The 19,885-nt window shown below is 38.6% G+C and carries 22 protein-coding genes; all 22 read left to right on the top strand.

What is annotated here, in order from left to right:
- Positions 1 to 15: 15 nt before the first annotated feature.
- The 22 genes from N0O92_RS07255 (at position 16) to trpA (ending at position 19,851) form a co-directional block, all read left to right on the top strand.
- Entirely contained in the window at positions 16 to 1,044 is a 1,029-nt protein-coding gene (locus N0O92_RS07255; RefSeq protein WP_315613999.1) for an NAD(P)H-dependent glycerol-3-phosphate dehydrogenase, read from the top strand.
- Positions 1,045 to 1,136: 92 nt separating this feature from the next.
- Complete coding sequence (locus N0O92_RS07250) at positions 1,137 to 1,403, top strand: stage VI sporulation protein F (RefSeq protein ID WP_315613998.1); 267 nt, start codon at positions 1,137 to 1,139, stop codon at positions 1,401 to 1,403.
- Positions 1,404 to 1,656: 253 nt separating this feature from the next.
- Complete coding sequence (locus tag N0O92_RS07245; protein WP_315613997.1) at positions 1,657 to 1,860, top strand: DUF2768 domain-containing protein; 204 nt, start codon at positions 1,657 to 1,659, stop codon at positions 1,858 to 1,860.
- 18 nt (positions 1,861 to 1,878) lie between these two features.
- The gene (locus N0O92_RS07240) at positions 1,879 to 2,598 is read left to right on the top strand and encodes a hypothetical protein (RefSeq protein ID WP_315613996.1); all 720 of its coding nucleotides are present in this window, start codon (positions 1,879 to 1,881) and stop codon (positions 2,596 to 2,598) included.
- A 232-nt stretch (positions 2,599 to 2,830) separates the two neighbouring features.
- Entirely contained in the window at positions 2,831 to 4,309 is a 1,479-nt protein-coding gene (spoIVA, locus tag N0O92_RS07235) for a stage IV sporulation protein A (RefSeq protein ID WP_315613995.1), read from the top strand.
- Between the two features lie 237 nt (positions 4,310 to 4,546).
- Positions 4,547 to 4,768 (top strand): trp RNA-binding attenuation protein MtrB, encoded by a 222-nt coding sequence (mtrB, locus tag N0O92_RS07230; RefSeq protein WP_315613994.1) that lies wholly within the window; start codon positions 4,547 to 4,549, stop codon positions 4,766 to 4,768.
- 105 nt (positions 4,769 to 4,873) lie between these two features.
- Positions 4,874 to 5,662: a heptaprenyl diphosphate synthase component 1 gene (locus tag N0O92_RS07225; protein ID WP_315613993.1), complete on the top strand. Its 789-nt coding sequence runs from the start codon at positions 4,874 to 4,876 to the stop codon at positions 5,660 to 5,662.
- Positions 5,663 to 5,667: 5 nt separating this feature from the next.
- Entirely contained in the window at positions 5,668 to 6,381 is a 714-nt protein-coding gene (menG, locus tag N0O92_RS07220; protein WP_315613992.1) for a demethylmenaquinone methyltransferase, read from the top strand.
- A 21-nt stretch (positions 6,382 to 6,402) separates the two neighbouring features.
- Positions 6,403 to 7,266, top strand: a complete 864-nt coding sequence (locus N0O92_RS07215) for a UbiA-like polyprenyltransferase (RefSeq protein WP_315613991.1) — start codon at positions 6,403 to 6,405, stop codon at positions 7,264 to 7,266.
- A gap of 106 nt (positions 7,267 to 7,372) precedes the next feature.
- On the top strand, positions 7,373 to 8,221 hold the full coding sequence (locus tag N0O92_RS07210; RefSeq protein ID WP_315613990.1) for a menaquinone biosynthetic enzyme MqnA/MqnD family protein: 849 nt from the start codon (positions 7,373 to 7,375) through the stop codon (positions 8,219 to 8,221).
- A 51-nt stretch (positions 8,222 to 8,272) separates the two neighbouring features.
- Positions 8,273 to 9,244, top strand: a complete 972-nt coding sequence (hepT, locus tag N0O92_RS07205; RefSeq protein WP_315613989.1) for a heptaprenyl diphosphate synthase component II — start codon at positions 8,273 to 8,275, stop codon at positions 9,242 to 9,244.
- 189 nt (positions 9,245 to 9,433) lie between these two features.
- Positions 9,434 to 9,877 carry a nucleoside-diphosphate kinase gene (gene ndk / locus N0O92_RS07200; RefSeq protein WP_315613988.1) on the top strand — a complete coding sequence of 148 codons (444 nt, stop codon included), beginning with the start codon at positions 9,434 to 9,436 and terminating at the stop codon, positions 9,875 to 9,877.
- Between the two features lie 196 nt (positions 9,878 to 10,073).
- Complete coding sequence (locus N0O92_RS07195) at positions 10,074 to 10,847, top strand: CheR family methyltransferase (protein ID WP_315613987.1); 774 nt, start codon at positions 10,074 to 10,076, stop codon at positions 10,845 to 10,847.
- Between the two features lie 173 nt (positions 10,848 to 11,020).
- Positions 11,021 to 12,193: a chorismate synthase gene (gene aroC, locus N0O92_RS07190; RefSeq protein WP_315613986.1), complete on the top strand. Its 1,173-nt coding sequence runs from the start codon at positions 11,021 to 11,023 to the stop codon at positions 12,191 to 12,193.
- The gene (aroB, locus tag N0O92_RS07185; RefSeq protein WP_315613985.1) at positions 12,193 to 13,290 is read left to right on the top strand and encodes a 3-dehydroquinate synthase; all 1,098 of its coding nucleotides are present in this window, start codon (positions 12,193 to 12,195) and stop codon (positions 13,288 to 13,290) included. Before aroC ends, aroB begins: the two co-directional genes overlap by 1 nt.
- Positions 13,283 to 13,654: a chorismate mutase gene (aroH, locus tag N0O92_RS07180; protein WP_315613984.1), complete on the top strand. Its 372-nt coding sequence runs from the start codon at positions 13,283 to 13,285 to the stop codon at positions 13,652 to 13,654. Before aroB ends, aroH begins: the two co-directional genes overlap by 8 nt.
- Before the next feature lie 293 nt (positions 13,655 to 13,947).
- The gene (trpE, locus tag N0O92_RS07175; protein WP_315613983.1) at positions 13,948 to 15,459 is read left to right on the top strand and encodes an anthranilate synthase component I; all 1,512 of its coding nucleotides are present in this window, start codon (positions 13,948 to 13,950) and stop codon (positions 15,457 to 15,459) included.
- Positions 15,452 to 16,471, top strand: coding sequence for an anthranilate phosphoribosyltransferase (gene trpD, locus N0O92_RS07170; protein WP_315613982.1), 1,020 nt, complete (start codon positions 15,452 to 15,454; stop codon positions 16,469 to 16,471). The genes trpE and trpD overlap by 8 nt, the downstream gene beginning before the upstream one ends.
- Positions 16,464 to 17,237 (top strand): indole-3-glycerol phosphate synthase TrpC, encoded by a 774-nt coding sequence (gene trpC, locus N0O92_RS07165; RefSeq protein ID WP_315613981.1) that lies wholly within the window; start codon positions 16,464 to 16,466, stop codon positions 17,235 to 17,237. The genes trpD and trpC overlap by 8 nt, the downstream gene beginning before the upstream one ends.
- Positions 17,221 to 17,877, top strand: coding sequence for a phosphoribosylanthranilate isomerase (locus N0O92_RS07160; protein ID WP_315613980.1), 657 nt, complete (start codon positions 17,221 to 17,223; stop codon positions 17,875 to 17,877). Before trpC ends, N0O92_RS07160 begins: the two co-directional genes overlap by 17 nt.
- Positions 17,855 to 19,051, top strand: coding sequence for a tryptophan synthase subunit beta (gene trpB / locus N0O92_RS07155; protein WP_315613979.1), 1,197 nt, complete (start codon positions 17,855 to 17,857; stop codon positions 19,049 to 19,051). Before N0O92_RS07160 ends, trpB begins: the two co-directional genes overlap by 23 nt.
- A complete protein-coding gene (trpA, locus tag N0O92_RS07150) occupies positions 19,048 to 19,851 on the top strand; it encodes a tryptophan synthase subunit alpha (protein WP_315613978.1) in 804 nt (267 codons plus the stop codon). Before trpB ends, trpA begins: the two co-directional genes overlap by 4 nt.
- Positions 19,852 to 19,885 lie beyond the last annotated feature (34 nt).

Here is a 19,885-nt window from a genome sequence, read left to right as displayed (position 1 = left end):
AAAGGAGTGGGTCAATTGACTAAGGTTGCTGTTATTGGAGCAGGTAGTTGGGGAACGGCCTTAGCTATGGTGTTAGCTGACAATGACGTGGATGTGAAGATTTGGGCTAGAAGAAAAGAACAGATTGATGAAATTAATGAAAAGCATACGAATTCTAAATATTTGCCGGATGTTGTTCTGTCTGAACGAATTGTCGGATATGAAAATTTGGCAACAACAGTTAAAGGAGTCGACATTGTCCTATTAGTCGTTCCAACAAAAGCGATACGCGAAACGGTTCAAGAAATGCTAAAAGAATTGAAACAACCAGTTACCGTCATTCATGCGAGTAAAGGCATTGAACCTGGGACTCATAAACGAATTTCTGAGATGATCGAAGAAGAGTTCCAAGATTCAGAGCTTTTAACGAATGTTGTTGTTTTATCTGGACCGAGTCATGCCGAAGAAGTTAGTCAAAGGCAACCAACAACTGTCACTGTTTCTTCAAAGAGTTCCGAAGCGTCTGAATTAGCTCAAGACTTATTCATCAATCAACATTTCAGAGTATATACAAATCCAGATCTTGTAGGAGTTGAAATAGGGGGAGCGTTAAAAAACACAATAGCTCTTGTTTGTGGTTTGACGAACGGACTTGGGATGGGAGATAACACGAAAGCAGCTATTATGACTCGTGGTCTAGCTGAGATGGCGAGAATAGGTGTAAAATTAGGAGCGAATCCACTAACATTTGCGGGTCTTTCGGGATTGGGTGACCTTATAGTAACATGTACAAGTGTTCATTCACGAAATTTCCGAGCGGGATTAATGATTGGTCAAGGTAAATCGTTAGACGAGGTATTAAACTCTATGGGAATGGTCGTTGAGGGAATTCGTACGACTAAGGCTGCTCATGAATTAGCAAAGATTGAAAAGGTTGACATGCCAATCACATCAGCTCTATACGCTGTGTTATTTGAAGGGTTGCACCCAGAGCAAGCAACCGAACGTCTAATGGGGCGTGTGAAAAAGCATGAAGTAGAACAGTTAAACATCGATTTAGAATAAACGACGGCATTTGCTCTTTTTTAGGTAATGATGCACCTTCTTCTTCTCATTGCATATGATATCGTGATATTACGGAAGAGGGAGGGCACATCATGTTTCAAAATAATGACTCATCTTTCATGGACCAAATTCAAAAGAAGACAAATGTAAAGCCTGACGATTTAATGAAGTTAGCTAATTCGGTTAGCAATACAAATCTTCAAGATGAAAAAGCTGTAAGACAGCTTATTGCACAAGTGGCTAGGCTAGCTGGAAAACCAGTTTCAAAAGAGAAAGAAGATCAAATCGTTAAAGCTATTACTAATAATGACATGCCAATGGACTTTGCTTCACTTGCCAAAATGTTCAATAAAAAATAATGCGTGATTAGGCAAAAGCCACAAGCAAAATAGCGGTTCATGCATATACTTGTAAAGAACGAACATTACTATAGGGCTGTGTTTTAGACGAAGGGTTTCGTCAAGTTGGAGAAGTGTGCCCCCACTTCTCCAACTTTTTTTACTAGGAAAAATGAATCGAAAATGGCAAGATTGACTTTAGTCTGTCACGAACATTTTGGACAAGCTGTGTTATAATATTATGGGCAAATAGGAATATGGAGGATGATAGATCGTGTCACAAGCGATGATGAATATGTGGATATCGTTTTTTGCTCTTGCACTTATGTTTATATCTGCAGGAACAGCTATTTTTAGTCGGGCAAAATTAAAAGGATGGCTTCAAAAGGTAGTCTTAACTTTTTCATTTTTATGCCTACTCGTTTCCGGGTGGATTGTCTTTCTTATTGTAATCATTGGACCTACAGCAGCGATGTAATAAGAAAGGAGTAGGGTTATGAATAGAGTTTGTTTTATTATAATAACGTCACTTGTACTATTCTTAAGTGGGTGTTTATTTCCTGATGATCAGCGAGCCGAAAATCGTATAGCGTACCCAGATCAACTTCAATCTGTTCAGCATGCAGTTGAACAATTTCAAAACGATACTGGAGTGTTACCTATTCGTACTTTCGATGAGTCAACTTCTCTGTATCAACGATATGTTATTGATTTTAATCAATTAGTTCCGCGTTATTTACAGCAACCGCCAGGAACGGCTTTTGAAAATGGAGGAGTTTTTCAATATGTTCTTGTCAATGTAGAGGAAGGTCCGGAAATTAAAGTAATTGATTTAACATCTCAACGTGAAATACAGCAATTACAGCAAAGGTTAAATGATTACATGAGACAGCATCGATTTGCTCCAATAGAAGAAATGCTCGATGTTGGACTTTTTAAGCTCGATTATGAAGCATTAAATTACAAAGAAGCTCCTCATGTACGAAGCCCTTATCATGATACGTACTTACCATTATTATTAACAAATGATGGTGAAATTATTATTGACTATCGGATTGATATAAATATGATGCTTCAAGATGGAGAGTCTACATTTGAGCCGGGTCAGGATATACGACCAATTCTTTACGAGAATACGCCATTTGTACCTTTGCGAAGTGTACCTTATGTAGTAGATGAAAACGGCGAACCAACGTATGCTATGGATCTTCGGTAAAAAATAATAGATTATATAATATTTTTGGTATAATGCCCCTTCTGTGCTGATATATATATCAGAGGAAGGGGCATTTTTGTATTTCCCCTTCTCGGTAGCCCAAAAACGAGAATCAATATACTTTCTAGTAAAGTTTGTCATAAACCTTGTACAACATCATAGATATGATAGTGTCCAAGGTTTACGGAAAGTAGATGAGACTCAAATTTTTACTCGATCGGGAGGGGATCACGTGGAAAAGGTTGATATTTTTAAGGATATTGCTGAACGAACTGGCGGCGATATTTATCTCGGAGTAGTTGGTGCAGTTCGGACAGGGAAATCGACATTCATTAAAAAATTTATGGAACTAGTCGTTCTCCCGAATATTGAAAATGAATCCGAAAAAGCAAGAGCGCAAGATGAATTGCCGCAAAGTGCTGCAGGTAAAACAATTATGACAACGGAACCGAAATTTGTTCCTAATCAAGCAATCTCTATTCATGTTGATGATGGGCTTGATGTGAATATCCGGTTAGTTGATTGTGTTGGGTATGCAGTTCCAGGTGCGAAGGGGTATGAAGATGACCACGGACCAAGAATGATTAATACACCATGGTACGAGGAACCGATTCCTTTTCAAGAAGCAGCTGAAATTGGAACTAGAAAAGTAATCCAAGAGCATTCAACATTAGGAGTTGTCGTAACAACAGATGGTACGATTGGTGAAATTCCGCGTCAAGATTATTTGGAATCAGAAGCGCGTGTCGTAGAAGAGTTAAAGGAAGTTGGAAAACCATTTATCATGGTGGTCAACAGTGTTAGACCACATCACCCTGATACAGAACAACTTCGTGCTCAACTAGCTGAAAAGTATGATATTCCTTGTCTTGCAATGAGTATTGAAAGCATGACAGATCAGGACATTAATAATGTCCTTCGTGAAGTACTATATGAGTTCCCTGTTCATGAAGTAAATGTTAACCTTCCAAGCTGGGTTATGGTACTTAGAGAAGATCATTGGTTGCGTCAAAGTTACGAAGAATCTGTCCGCGAGACAGTTAAGGATATTAAACGGCTTCGAGATGTAGATCGTGTTGTCGGTCAATTTACGGAATATGAGTTTATAGACGATGCCAGATTAGCTGGAATTGAAATGGGGCAAGGGATTGCTGAAATTGATTTATATGCTCCAGATGACTTATATGACCAAGTGTTAAAAGAAGTAGTTGGGGTGGAGATTCGAGGGAAGGATCATCTCCTTCAGTTAATGCAAGACTTTGCACATGCAAAAGAAGAGTACGACCAAGTGGCAGATGCTCTTCGAATGGTGAAGCAAACAGGATATGGGATTGCTGCACCAGCCTTATCCGATATGAGCCTTGATGAACCTGAAATTATCCGACAAGGTTCTAGATTTGGGGTAAGATTAAAGGCTGTTGCTCCATCTATTCACATGATTAAAGTGGATGTAGAGTCTGAATTTGCTCCAATTATCGGAACAGAAAAGCAAAGTGAAGAGCTCGTTCGTTACTTAATGCAAGACTTTGAAGAAAATCCACTATCAATTTGGAATTCAGATATCTTCGGTCGTTCACTAAATTCCATCGTTCGTGAAGGGATTTCAGCGAAGTTATCATTAATGCCTGAAAATGCACGTTACAAATTGAAAGAAACATTAGAGCGTATTATCAATGAAGGGTCTGGTGGACTCATTGCCATTATCCTTTAATATGGAAGCAAGAAAGAACTCCTAGAAAGGAGTTCTTTTTGCTTTCTCCTTTCTTTTTATGCTAAGATTTATATAATTGCGTTGTTTATACATATGGGGAGTACATACATATATACATATGCATGCCATGTATTTTGCGACTGTGCAAAAGGTAGGAAGCGAAAACTTTTGATTCATGATAAAATAAGATCATGTTAAACTATGTATTGATGAACTACAGAGAAGAGGAGAGTTGAGATGAGTAATCAAAATGAGTTTTTCGTTATAAAAGCAAAGGAAAATGGCGTAAATGTGATCGGGTTAACACGCGGGTCTGATACACGTTTTCATCATTCAGAAAAACTAGATAAAGGCGAAGTAATGATCGCTCAATTTACAGAGCATACATCAGCTGTGAAAATTAGAGGGAAAGCGATTATCCAGACAAGTCATGGCACAATGGATACAGACGAGTCATAACAATTTCACGTTATGGTCTTTGCATGGGCATAACTATGATATAATAGATGCGAATTTTATGTGCGCAACGACAACAATGAAGGACGGAATTTGGGGGATTTTAATATGGTGACGAAAAGTCAGTTTAATGAGAAAGTAAAAGAAATCAAGAGAAGCTTCTATAGCTTAACAGAGCATCTATATTTGCAATCGTATGTTCCTGAACCAAAAATAGATGATGATAAGGTTCGGTTTTTATTTGCGATGATGTACAAACGATTTTCAAATACAGAAGCGAAAATGTTTACGATTTCAGCTTTGTTACTTCAAGCTGCTTTAGATATACATGATGAGGTCTCCCTCCATCCAGTTACTTCTGATAAGTTGCGAAAAAATAGACAGTTAACTGTACTTGCTGGTGATTATTACTTAGGACTTCATTATTTTTTGCTTGCAGAAAAGAATCATGTTTCTATGATAAGGATGTTTAGTCAATCGATTCAAGAGGTCAATGAATCAAAAATTCATTTATATGATACGACGGACCTTACGTTTGAAGACATTGAACATACAGCATCTCAAGTTGAGTCAGCGCTTATGCAGAACATGGCTCAGTTCTTTGACTTGCCAAGTTGGAAGAAAGTCATAAAAGATTACTTTTACTTAAAAAAGCTCGTTCAAGAAAAATCAATGTGGCTTGAAGGAAAAGAAAGTATTCTCATTAACTCTATCCTTCGTAACCGAGTACCTGGGGAAGACAAGCTACAAAGTATCGAGAAGAAACTTGAAGATGTTAAAGATCAATTATTAACGAACAGCGAAAGGCTTGAGACGTTTAATCATTTTGTTATTGAACATGTTGATAGCTTATTAGGACATTCGTCATTTCAAGAGATTGCAGCAGAAGAAGGGTGAGCAAGATGACACAAACGAAAGAAGAACGCGTTCATCAAGTATTCGAATCCATTTACAAAAAGTACGATGTGATGAATTCGGTTATTAGTTTTCAACGCCATAAAGCATGGCGAAAAGATACGATGAAAAAAATGAACGTTCAAAAAGGAAATAAGGCACTCGATGTTTGTTGCGGTACAGCAGATTGGGCGATTGCATTGGGAGAAGCTGTTGGTACAACAGGTCATGTAGAAGGCCTAGATTTCAGTAAAAACATGCTGAAGATTGGACAAGAAAAGATCGAAGAGAAAAAACTGACCCAAGTTCATTTACGTCACGGGAATGCGATGGAACTTCCTTATGAAGACAATCAGTTCGATTATGTAACAATTGGGTTTGGTCTTCGAAACGTTCCTGATTATATGCAGGTATTACGAGAAATGTATCGCGTTGTAAAGCCCGGGGGAATGGTTGTATGTTTAGAAACTTCACAACCAACTATTCCTGTGTTTAAACAACTATACTTCTTTTATTTTCGCCAAGTCATGCCGGTGTTTGGTAAGCTCTTTGCGAAAAGTTATAAAGAATACTCTTGGCTACAAGAATCAACGATGTCTTTCCCAGACCGAGAAAAATTAGCAGGGATGTTTAAAGAAGCTGGTTTTGTAGATATTGAAGTCAAGCCTTATTCTGGTGGGGTTGCTGCGATGCACCTAGGGAAGAAAGTAGTAGCAAAATAGGAGAATTGGAGCAGATATTTCGTGATTAGAAAGTTAAAAATCATCTTAGAAATGATTAAGTTTGAACACACTGTCTTTGCCTTACCGTTTGCCTTTTTCGGGGCGATGATGGGGGCATATATTGTTAACGGAACAACACCAACTTTGTCCCAGTGGATATGGATTACTGTGGCGATGGTCGGAGCAAGGAGCGCGGCAATGTCTCTTAATCGAGTCATTGATGAGCAAATAGATAAACATAATCCAAGGACGGCAACTAGAGCCATCCCAGCAGGGTTAGTTTCTAAAGTAGAAGTATTATTATTTATCATTATTTCTTTTGCACTATTATTTTATGCAGCATTTCAGTTAAACATGTTGGCTGTTTATTTATTACCGATTGCTGTGTTTTTTCTAGTTATCTATTCTTATACGAAACGATTTACTTGGATGTGCCATATAATTCTTGGCGTTACAATTGGATTAGCTCCTCTTGGAGGCTGGGTTGGTGCTACGGGGACTTTAACATGGGAAGCATTCTTATTGTTTGTAGCTGTCGCTCTATGGACAGCTGGATTTGATGTCATTTATGCAACACAAGATGCAGACTATGACAGAGAACATGGGTTGTTCTCGATTCCGAGTCGTTTTGGTATTGGACGAGCATTGAAGATTGCTCGTTTTCTGCATGTTATAAGTTTTTTAAGTTTTGTTAGTTTATTCCTTTTTACAGGCTTTGGGTGGATCTATTTTATTGGAGTATTGATTGCAGGTGCCATTATGATCTACGAACATTCTCTTGTATCTGAGAATGATTTATCAAAGCTGGATGTAGCCTTCTTCACCATGAATGGTATATTAAGTCTCGTATTGTTCGTTTTTGCGTTGGGGGATATCCTTCTATGATTGAAGTTTTATTTGCTAATGTGGATTCAGAGGACAGACTTTGTTATTTGTATTGTCCATTTCAAACTAAAACTGAACATGAGCTGACAAGGTAGGGGGAAGAAAGATGAGTGTCGTAATCGGTGAAATTTCATATACAAATATTATGCCTTTCTTTTATCATTTAGACAGGAAAATGTTAGGTGAACATCATTGCCAGTTTGTTCCTCAAGTTCCAGCTCAACTAAATAACGAAATGGCTTTAGGGCGTATTGATATTGGTGGGATCTCGTCTTTTGCGTATGCACAGCATGCACAAGCCTTTACATTATTGCCTAATCTTTCCGTTACGTCATATGGTGCCGTTAATTCGATTTTCCTATTTTCTAAAGTTCCGATTTCAGAGCTTAATGAAAAGAAGGTAGCACTTACTTGGAGTTCTGCATCGTCTGTACATTTATTAAAAATTATTTTAGAGCATTTTCATTCATTATCCATTTCCTATACGACAATGAACCCTAATGTGAAAAGTATGTTAAGGGAGCATGAGGCTTGTCTATTAATTGGAGATGATGCTATTGTAGCAAAACGTGAATATGGACAATCACTGTACCATTACGACCTAGGTGAACTATGGTATGAACAAACAGGGTTGCCTATGACATTTGCTGTTTTTGCGGTGAGAAATGAAACATTACGTGATCATCCAAGCTTAGTTGGACTGATTTATCGTTCTTTTCTAGAAAGCAAACGAGAAAGTGAATTAAAACATTATCAACCAATGATTGATGCTATTCTTAAAACTCATGGCGGAAAAAGGTCATTTTGGGAACACTACTTCCAAAAGCTATGCAATGACTTTGGTGAAGAGGAACAAAAAGGGTTAAGCTATTATTTTGATCTTCTTTATAAAATGAATTATCTATCTCAACCAATTAACAAACTTCATATTTGGGATGGGGCTATGAGTAAGTAAAAGAATACTAAGCTGACGATGAAATCGGCGTGATGATATAAGGTGGACGACATGAAACTAGCGGAAATATATATGCAATTTCAATCTGATATTAATATAATCGAAAATGAACTAGAAAAAACAGTACAGGCTAAAAATAATGTTTTGCAAGAAGCTTCAACTCAACTACTAAAGGCTGGTGGAAAAAGAATCCGCCCAGTTTTTGTTTTGTTAGCTGCAAGGTTTGGGGATTATGACATTAACAAACTTAAACATATAGCAGTTCCACTTGAATTGATTCATATGGGTTCACTTGTTCATGATGATGTCATTGATGATGCAGAACTAAGACGGGGAAAGAAAACGATTAAGTCACAATGGGATAATAGAGTTGCCATGTATACTGGTGATTTTATTTTCGGTAAAGCTTTAGAAACATCAACATTTTTCGCGAATCCGAAAATCCATCAAATCCTCGCAAATGCGATGTTAGAGATGTGTCTAGGAGAGATTGAACAAATTCGAGATCAATACAATTGGGGTCAAAACTTTCGAATTTATCTACGGCGAATAAAACGAAAAACAGCATTGTTAATTGCTGTTAGTTGTGAATTAGGAGCGCTTGCTGCCAATGCCGATCCAAAAGTTCAAAGAAACTTGTTCCAATTTGGCTATAATGTCGGAATGTCTTTCCAAATTACAGATGATGTACTGGACTTTGTAGGAACAGAGGAGCAGTTGGGGAAACCAGCAGGTGGAGATTTGAGGCAAGGAAATGTAACATTACCAGCCCTTTATGCCATGCACCATGATCCAGAAATCAAACAACTGATTGAAGAGGTTCTAGAAACCAATTATCCTGAAAATGTTGATATTTCCTCGGTTCTACAAGCAATAAAGAAATCTGGTGGAATTGAGTACGCTATTTCCATAAGTGATCAATACTTAGAGAAAGCATATGACGCATTGGAAAAATTGCCTGATACGAAAGAAAAGAATTATTTACGTGAGATTGCTGCCTATATAGGAAAGCGGAAATTTTAATGTTTTAATATGTGTTCGTTGATATATATAAAAGTTGACTACTCTTGTAGTCAGCTTTTTTTAAACTGTTAAATTTGGAAATGATAGTGTTTTATTTGAAATATTTCACAACTATTATTGTTCCTATTCTGAATGTTTGCTATACTAATAGTTGTTTACTACATACTACATAATAGGAGCGATCAGCAAATGGAACGTACATATTTAATGGTTAAGCCCGATGGTGTGCAACGTAATTTAATTGGTGAAATTGTATCACGTTTTGAAAAGAAAGGATTTACTCTAGTAGGTGCTAAGTTAATGACGATTTCAAAGGAATTAGCTGAGACTCATTATGGTGAACATAAAGAACGTCCTTTCTTTGGAGAGTTAGTGAGCTTTATTACATCAGGACCTGTATTTGCGATGGTATGGGAAGGAAACAATGTCATCTCAACAGCTCGTACAATGATGGGGTCAACAAATCCAGCTGAGGCAGCGCCAGGTACGATCCGTGGCGATTATGGTGTGCAAGTGTCAATGAATGTTATTCACGGTTCTGATTCACCAGCTAGTGCTGAGAGAGAAATCTCACTCTTTTTCAATGAAAACGAACTAAATAACTATGAAAAAGCGGCAAATCAGTGGGTTTAGTGTAAGCGCTTTTAGGAGAGTTTGTCCTTTTGGACGAGCTCTTTTTTTTGGGGTGAAACATAAGAATGATTGCAGGAGAAATGGAAGAGTTAACCTGAGTTGTCGCTAGACAGTTTTCATTGCCTATGAATTAGTCATAGCAATTTTTGATTTTTCATCGTATGATTAATCCATTACATAGTGTGAGGGAACATATATGAGTCAAGATTACGAGCAATTTGTTGTAAATGTTAAAAAGAAAACGGCTATTGATTTATCTCTATATAAAGAAGCACAAATGAAACGCCGATTGGAATCGTTACGAAACAAAAGAGGATATCAAGACTTTCAATCTTATTTTCAAGCAATGGTGAATAATGATGAAATGTTTAATGAATTTCTTGAAAGAATGACCATTAATGTATCCGAGTTTTATCGGAATGCAAAAAGGTGGGAGGTATTAGAAAAGAGAATTTTACCGAGGTTGTTCGTTGAAAGGCCAAAATTAAAGCTTTGGAGTGCAGCTTGCTCTACAGGTGAGGAACCATATACGTTAGCCATGATTATGGCTAAGTTTATGCCGCTTGCCGATGTATCGATTTTGGCAACAGATTTGGACCGAGCTATATTAGAACGTGCGAAGTTAGGCTTATATACAGACCGTTCGTTAAAAGAGGTCCCATCGGACATGCTCGATGCGCATTTTACAAAAGAGGGCATGGGGTATTATGTTAATGAGAATATTAAGCGTACTGTTCATTTTAAACAACAGAACTTACTAGCAGATCGATTTGATCAACAATTTGACTTGATTATTTGTCGTAATGTTATGATTTATTTTACAGAAGAAGCGAAACATGAACTCTATCAAAAATTTAGCAATGCGTTACGTCCTGGTGGAGTATTATTTGTTGGAAGTACAGAACAAATTTTTAATCCCCAATTGTATCAATTTGAATCAGAGGATACGTTTTTTTATAAAAAAGTATAGAAAATAAAGGATTGATTGAAAATTTACTTAGACGAATATTCGTTAGTTTGATAAAATGTCTAATTAATAACGAAATTGTCTAAATTTTCGAGACAACGTCAGTTAAGTTGTGTTATAATTTAACGCATAAAAGCGATAAAGAGAAAAGTGTTGTGGAAATTGGAGGAGTCGAGATGAGATATTTAACAGCTGGTGAGTCACATGGCCCGCAATTAACGACGATTATTGAAGGAGTGCCAGCTCAACTTGAGTTGGTCGCTAGTGACATAAATCATGATTTAGCCCGTCGTCAAGGTGGATATGGTCGTGGAAGAAGGATGCAAATTGAAAAAGATCAAGTCCAAATTCTAAGTGGTGTACGACACGGGAAAACAACAGGAGCTCCAATTGCTCTCGTTGTAGAAAATAAAGATTGGACACACTGGACAAAAGTAATGGGAGCAGAACCCATTGGAGAAGAAGAAGAAAAAGAAGTAAAACGTAAATTAACACGTCCACGTCCTGGACATGCTGATTTAAATGGAGCGATTAAATACGGTCATAGAGATATGCGTAATGTTTTGGAGCGTTCATCAGCTCGCGAAACAACGGTTCGAGTAGCGGCTGGGGCAGTAGCCAAGAAGATCTTAGCTGCATTTGGCATTAAAGTAGGTGGACACGTGCTTGAAATCGGGGGTGTGAAAGCAGAAAACGTACACTATGATTCTGTTGAAGATCTTCAAGAACGATCTGAAGCTTCACAAGTTCGATGCTTAGATGAAGTGGCTAGTGTGAAAATGATGGAAGCAATTGATGCAGCGAAAAAAGACGGCGATTCTATCGGTGGAATTGTCGAAGTCGTTGTAGAAAATGTTCCTGTTGGATTAGGTAGTCATGTGCACTATGATCGTAAATTAGATGGAAAGCTTGCTGCAGCTATTATGAGTATTAATGCCTTTAAAGGTGTGGAGATTGGCATTGGGTTTGAGGCGGCGCATATCCCTGGAAGTCAAGTTCATGATGAAATCATCTGGGACGAAGAGAATGGCTATACTCGTAAAACTAATCGATTAGGTGGATTAGAAGGCGGTATGACAACAGGTATGCCTATTGTTGTACGTGGTGTGATGAAACCTATTCCAACTCTTTATAAGCCACTTCAAAGTGTGGATATTGATACGAAGGAACCTTTTGAAGCGAGTATTGAACGATCTGATAGTTGTGCAGTTCCTGCTGCCTCTGTTGTTGCTGAATCTGTTATCGCGTGGGAGATAGCGAATGCTCTGCTTGAAACATTTGGTCAAGATCAAATTAGTACAATCCAAGAAAATGTTGAGCGTCATAAGGAAAAAGCGAGGGAGTTTTAATGAACCAAGTTACCATTGAAGCAAAGTCAAAAACATACCATGTCTTTATTAATGCGGGTATGCGTCATGAAATTGGTTCATTGCTGGAGTCGGTTTGTACAGAGAATGTTTCCTCTGTTCTTGTTATCTCGGATTCTTCTGTTGCACCGCTTTACTTAGAGGATGTCGTAGGAAGCTTTCAAAAAAAGCTTCCTACGTACACAGAAGTAATTCAAAGTGGAGAAGCCTCCAAATCTTTTGGTGTGTATGAACAAGTAATGACAAAAGCACTTGAATACGGACTTGATCGAAAGTCTGTCATCATAGCATTAGGTGGTGGCGTTGTAGGAGATTTAGCTGGGTTCGTAGCATCTACATACATGAGAGGAATTCGTTTTGTTCAAGTACCGACTACTTTGCTTGCTCATGATAGTAGTGTTGGAGGGAAAGTAGCAATTAATCACCCATTAGGGAAAAATATGGTTGGGAGCTTTCATCAACCGGAAGCTGTCATTTACGATACAGAAACTCTTTTTTCTTTACCTGAGAAAGAATGGCGTTCAGGGTTTGCTGAAGTAATTAAGCACGGGTTTATTCGCAATAATAAACTGTTAAGCTATTTACAGCAAGAAGTGAACTCCTTTGAGCAATTGCCAGTACCGTTAGTGAATCAAATATTAGAACAATCACTTGCGGTTAAAGCTGAGATTGTTGCAGAAGATGAAACGGAATCGGGTGTTCGTGCTTACTTGAATTTTGGTCATACTCTTGCTCATGCTATTGAATCTGAATCTGGTTATGGTGTTGTAACTCACGGAGAAGCGGTAGCAACGGGAATGATTTTCGCTCTAAAACTTAGCGAAAAAATGTTTGACGTTGAATTAGACGTAACTAGATATGAAGATTGGTTTGAGAAATTAGGGTATGCTACAAAGATTTCAAATCAATTACAAGTTGATAAACTAATTTCCAAAATGCAAAAAGATAAAAAAGCGGAAGCTGGAACGATTCGAATGGTTCTCTTACAAAAGCTCGAAGAACCAACATTAATAGAGGTTCCACCTAATATCATAAAACAAGTATTATTAGAGCAGATGGAGGTGGAGAACAATGGTTAGAGGGATTCGTGGGGCTATTACAATTCAATCGAATACGGAAGAGGAAATTTTAGAAGCATCAAAGGAACTCGTTCAAGTATTAATTAAAAATAACGAGATTGAACCGGATCGTGTTGCACAAGTGCTCTTTACGGTAACGGAAGATGTGACGGCAGCGTTTCCTGCGAAGATTCTTAGGGAATTTGATGGATGGTCATACGTTCCAGTCGTCTGCGCACAAGAAATTCCAGTTCCGGGCAGTTTGCCGCTTTGCATTAGAGTATTAATGACTGTAAATACAGATGTGGACCAAAAAGATATTGCGCATGCTTATTTACGAGACGCCAAAAAATTACGACCTGATTTATCCTTGACGAATAAGTAAGAAAGCGATAGACTGTAAGCAGATGAGATGAAGAAATTAAGTTTCTTCGAGACTAGGTAAGTTTAATTATAGAGTAAATAGTATGAATATTGAGATTAGTAGAGAATGAGATTGAGTTTGAGGAGAGCTGAGTTTAGTTGAGGGATACTTGTCATTATATCCTCCTAAACAGTAACGTTTAGGGGGTTTTTATATCCAAATAAAGAACATGATCCTAAAGGGAAACCATAGGTTCATTCACTATACCATCCCCTCCCACTCATTTCGTTCATTCCAATAAGGAGTGACTGTAAATGATAACCCCAACTTTTTTAGAATTCCAAAAAGCAGCCGAAACGTATCAAACGATCCCTGTTTTTCAACGTTTTTTTGCAGATGGGTTAACACCTGTCCAGATTGTTCATCTATTGGGTGATCAAGTGTCATTTTTACTTGAAAGTAAGGATGAGCAATCATCTTGGTCTAGATATTCATTCATTGGGTTAAATCCTATGTTTGAACTAATTGAAGAAAACGGAAAATACCGTACCTATTCAAAGCATGGTGAGCTGATCATTGAAAAAGAATCTTTTCAGAAAGCATTTGATGAGACGATGACATTTATGAATGTTCAACCTCTTGACATTCCTATCCCCTTCCGTGGTGGCGCGGTAGGATATATGAGTTATGACGCTATTGAAACAATTGAACCTTCACTAGCAACTAGCAGCGAATATAGGGTGGCTCATTATCAATTTTTATTTTGTCAAACGTTAATTGCTTATGATCATCAAAACAAAGAACTATCTGTGCTTGTTCACGTTAGGCCGAATGAAGAGGAAGAGTTAGTAAATACGTATCATAACGCAAGAGCTGAAATTAAACGAATCTCTTCTTTATTAGAACAACCAGCAAATGGGTTAATGTTAAAACACATCCCAGATACGAATCAAGAAGTTTCTTTTGAACATGTAACGTCAAACTATGAAAAAGAAGCGTTTTTATCTGATGTAAATAAAATTAAAGAATATATTCTAGCTGGAGATGTTTTTCAAACAGTTTTATCCCAACGATTTGAAATGGAAGTATCTGCATCGGCTCTTGAAGTATATCGTGTGCTACGGATGGTCAATCCTTCACCTTATTTGTTCTATCTGAAATTTGATCAAATGGAAGTGGTCGGAAGTTCTCCTGAGAGACTTGTCCAAGTTCAAGATGGTCATGTGGAGATTCATCCAATTGCTGGTACTAGAAAACGAGGGCAAACGGAAAAAGAAGACCAACAATTAGCAGAAGACTTACTTGCTGACGAAAAAGAGCGTGCTGAACACTATATGCTAGTTGATTTAGCGAGAAATGATGTTGGGCGAATTGCTGAATACGGATCGGTTAAAACTCCCACTATGCTTTCAATCGAAAAATTTTCTCATGTGATGCATATTGTTTCAAAAGTAACAGGAAGACTCAGACAAGGAACGGAGCCACTTGAAGCTCTTATGGCATCTTTTCCGGCAGGAACGGTTTCTGGTGCTCCAAAAATTCGGGCAATGGAAATTTTACAAGAGCTAGAACCGACGAAAAGAGGAGTATACGCAGGAGCAATCGGCTACCTTGGATATGACGGAAATATTGACTCTTGTATTGCCATCCGTACGATGGTTATCCAAAACGGAAAGGCCTATATTCAAGCAGGAGCAGGAATTGTGGCAGACTCTGTTCCTGAAAAGGAATATGAGGAAACGCAAAATAAGGCAAAAGCGTTAATACGGGCTGTTCAAATGGCTGAAACGATGTTTGGGGAAAAGGGGGCAACTACACATGCTTAAAGAGATTTTACGTTCATGTATGGAAGGGCAAACGATGTCAGAAGTCCAAGCAGAAGAGACGATGAATGAAATAATGAAAGGTGAGGCAACGCCGAGCCAAATCGCAAGTCTGTTAACATTAATGCGTTTTCGAGGAGAAACGGTAGAAGAGATGACGGGATTTGCTCGAGCAATGCGAGCGCACTCCTTACGAATGGAAACGGATGACATTCCTGTAGTTGATACGTGTGGAACAGGGGGCGATGATTTAAGTACATTTAATATTTCAACGGCTTCCGCTATTGTTCTCTCTGCCATAGGAGTACCTGTTGCCAAACATGGAAACCGTGCAGTCTCATCCAAAAGTGGGAGTGCGGATGTGTTAGAAGAATTAAACATCCCGACCCAACACACAAAAGAAGAAGCAAGACAATCATTACTTAATTCTCATTTGTGTTTCTTGTTTGCTCCTCTTTATCATCAATCTATGAAGCATGCAGTTACGCCTAGAAAAGAAATCGGATTTCGTACCATATTTAATTTATTAGGGCCGATTACGAATCCTGCTGGCGCAAAGTACCAACTTATTGGCGTGTATAATCATGAATTCGCCAAAAAATTAGCAGATACGTTAGTAAGGTTAGGGACGACGAGAACCTTGTTTGTTACAGGTGGCGAAGGTCTTGATGAATTATCAATAACAACAGAGTCAAAAGTCATTGAAGTAAATGGCACCGATCAAAAAATTTATACAGTTGCACCTGAGGATGTTGGTTTAAAAAGAGGATCGTTAGAGGATATTCAAGTACGAACTCCGAAGGAAAGTGCAGCCTTAATTAAACAAATTTTAAATGGTGAGGCAAATGAATCAGCGGCGGGAATTGTCACACTTAATGCTGCAGCTGCCCTATATGCTGCCAAGCGTGTAGCTTCTATTCGTGAAGGCGTAAATGAAGTTGAATCGGCTATCAACTCAGGAATTGTTCTTGAACACTATCATTCTTTGCAAAAGGAGAAACAACAATATGCTTGAGAAAATTTTAGATACAAAGCGTGAGGAAATAGAAAAGTTAGTTATACCAAAACAAGAAAGTGTTTCACACTTTTCCCTTTTTACAGCCTTAAGTAATCCAAATCGTTCTATCGGGCTCATTGCGGAGGTGAAAAAAGCATCTCCGTCCAAAGGACTCATTTCTGAGAACTTTGAGCCAGTTTCCATTGCGAAAGGATACGAAAAAGGGGGAGCGGATGCTATCTCTGTTTTAACGGATGTTGTTTACTTTCAAGGGCATCGAGACTATTTGACGGCGATTAAGAAAGAAGTCGGGCTTCCTGTTATGCGTAAAGACTTTATTATTGATAAAAAACAAGTAGAGGAAACACGCTGTATCGGTGCTGATGCGATGCTTTTAATCGTTGGTACGGTTCCTATTCAAGAGTTGAAAGAGCTCTATGATTATGCTTATAGCCTTGGACTTGAATGCTTAGTGGAAGTTCATGCGAAAGAAGAATTAGAAGAGTTACTCTCATGCTTTACACCAAAAATTATTGGTGTGAATAATCGTAATTTAAAAACATTCGAAACATCATTAACACAAACAGAGGATATGGCATCACTTGTTCCTGAAGGAAGTTTGTTTGTAAGTGAAAGTGGAATTCATTTCGAAAAAGACATAGAAAGAGTCAAATTAGCGGGAGCTGCTGGAGTATTAGTTGGTGAATCGTTAATGAGAGCAGAAACTCCCGAAGTCGGAATTGACACGTTGTTTGGAGGAGAAGCCATTGCAACCTCTTCTTAAATTATGTGGCAACCACTCGGAACATGATACGAACGTAACCTTATCAAGCAACGCAGACTATATTGGCTTTGTGTTTGCTAAAAGCAAAAGGCAGGTCGTTAGGGAGCAAGTTGAAGCATGGTTAAAGCAGGAAGGAAAGAAAGAAAAAAAGCTTGTTGCTCTTTTTGTAAATGAAAAAATAGAGCAAATTGAAGACGCAATTAAGGGTTTACCTATCGACATCATCCAATGTCATGGTGATGAAACAGCTGAGGAAGTAAAAAAAATAAATGAGCAAATTCAGCTTCCGATATGGAAGGCGATTCACCATCAGCCTGATGCTATTTCTGTTATGAGAAAGTACGAAGGCCTCGTCTCAGGTTATATTGTTGATTGTAAAGTAGGAGATCAGTGGGGCGGGACAGGCGTTTCGTTTGACTGGGAATACATCCCTGCTTACTTAGAAGAAGGAAAAAGGCAAGGTGTTCCAATCTTTATTGCTGGGGGTATACGACCAGATAATGTTGATAAAGTACTAGAATACGGCCCAGATGGGATTGATGTTTCTAGTGGAATAGAAGACAATGGACAAAAATCTAAGGAACTCATTAGTCAGCTAGAAGAGAGGATGAAACGATATGACAACAACGTATCCCGATAAAAATGGACGATTTGGGGATTTTGGTGGTAAGTACGTTCCTGAAACGTTAATGAGTGTCATTGAAGAGTTAGAGCAGGCGTTAGAAGAAGCAAGTAAGGATGAAGCATTTGTTCGTGAATATCTTTCTCATTTACAGGAATATGCAGGAAGGCCAACAGCTTTATCGTATGCAGAGAATGTAACTCAATCCCTTGGTGGAGCCAAGATCTATTTAAAACGAGAGGACCTTCTACATACAGGTGCCCATAAGCTTAATAATGCAATGGGGCAAGCGCTACTAGCAAAAAGAATGGGAAAAACGAAAATCGTTGCCGAGACGGGTGCAGGTCAACATGGAGTAGCATCTGCAACGATTGCAGCGAAATTCGGACTTGAGTGTAAAGTGTTTATGGGGGCCGAAGACATGGAACGCCAAGCTTTGAATGTGTTTCGGATGGAATTATTAGGAGCAGAAGTAATTCCGGCTACTTCAGGTAGCCAAACGCTAAAAGATGCTACGAATGAAGCTATACGTTATTGGGTTGCAAATGCTGAGGATACGTTTTATTTAATCGGATCGGTTGTAGGACCACATCCTTATCCGAAGATGGTGCGAGATTTCCAACGAATTATTGGTGATGAAGCGAAGAAGCAATTTGTTGAACGTGTTGGAGAACTCCCAACTGAAATCATTGCTTGTGTAGGTGGAGGAAGCAACGCAATTGGTATGTTTTATCCATTTCTTGCAGACCCCGTAACATTAATTGGAGTAGAGGCAGCTGGATTAGGTGTAGATTCAGACCAACATGCTGCCACAATGACCCATGGAAGAAAGGGCGTTATTCATGGTTCGTTAACGTATTTATTACAAGATGAAGCGGGTCAGATTACGGAGCCATACTCTATTTCAGCCGGGTTAGATTATCCTGGAGTAGGGCCGGAACATGCGTATTTGGCTAGCAGCGGACGAGTTTCTTATGAAGCAGTGACAGATCAACAAGCTCTTGATGCGTTAAAGCTGCTATCAGAAAAAGAAGGAATCATTCCAGCCATAGAATCTGCGCATGCTTTGGCAAAAGCCTTTGAGCGTGCGAAGCAACTAACACCTGATGATTCAATTCTTGTTTGTTTATCAGGAAGAGGGGACAAAGATGTTCACACTTTAATGAAACATTTTAGGGGGGATTCAAAATGACAAATAAACGAATGGAAGTAGCAACAAAGACGGATCAACCATTGTTTATCCCCTTCATTACAGCAGGAGACCCATCGGCTGATGCGACAATCGACATAGCGCTCACATTAGAGGAAGCAGGAGCAAGTATTCTAGAATTGGGTATTCCGTATTCTGACCCTCTAGCAGATGGCCCTACCATACAAGCAGCATCAAAGCGTGCCTTGCAAGGCGGTATGTCACTAGAGAAGGCTCTGCAACTTGTACCAGAGATGAGAAAACGTGGACTTACGATCCCTGTTATTATTTTTACGTATTTTAATCCATTATTACAATACGGCGAAGAACGATTTGTCAATGAAGCCTCTGAGCTTGGAATTGATGGACTTTTAGTTCCGGATCTTCCTTATGAAGAGAGTGAACAGTTAGATCAGATGTGCGAACAGAATGGCTTATCTCTTATATCGCTTGTTGCTCCTACGTCACAACAGCGTATGGTCAAAATTGCTGAACGAGCAAAAGGGTTTTTATACTGTGTTTCTTCTTTAGGCGTGACAGGTGTGAGAAATGAACTTGATCCAAGAGTGTATGAGTTTTTAAAAACGGTTCGCGAAGCCAGCTCTATTCCTACTGCTGTCGGATTTGGAATTTCATCTGCTGAACAAGTAAAGATCATGCAAGAGCATGCTGACGGAGTTGTGGTCGGAAGCGCGCTTGTAAACGTAATTGGCGAGCAAAAAGAAGCGTTAAATAATGAAAAAACAAGGCCAGAAGCACTGGGAATAATAAAAAAGTTTGTTTCTTCGCTCATTTCGTCGTAACATATGATAGAGAAGATATGAATATGAAAAAATG

This window comes from Alkalihalobacillus sp. MEB130 (genome assembly GCF_032335535.1).
In the GTDB taxonomy this organism is placed as follows: domain Bacteria; phylum Bacillota; class Bacilli; order Bacillales; family Bacillaceae_D; genus Halalkalibacter.
The sequence above is the reverse complement of the archived record's forward strand: the minus strand, read 5'-3'. Positions and strand labels throughout refer to the sequence as shown.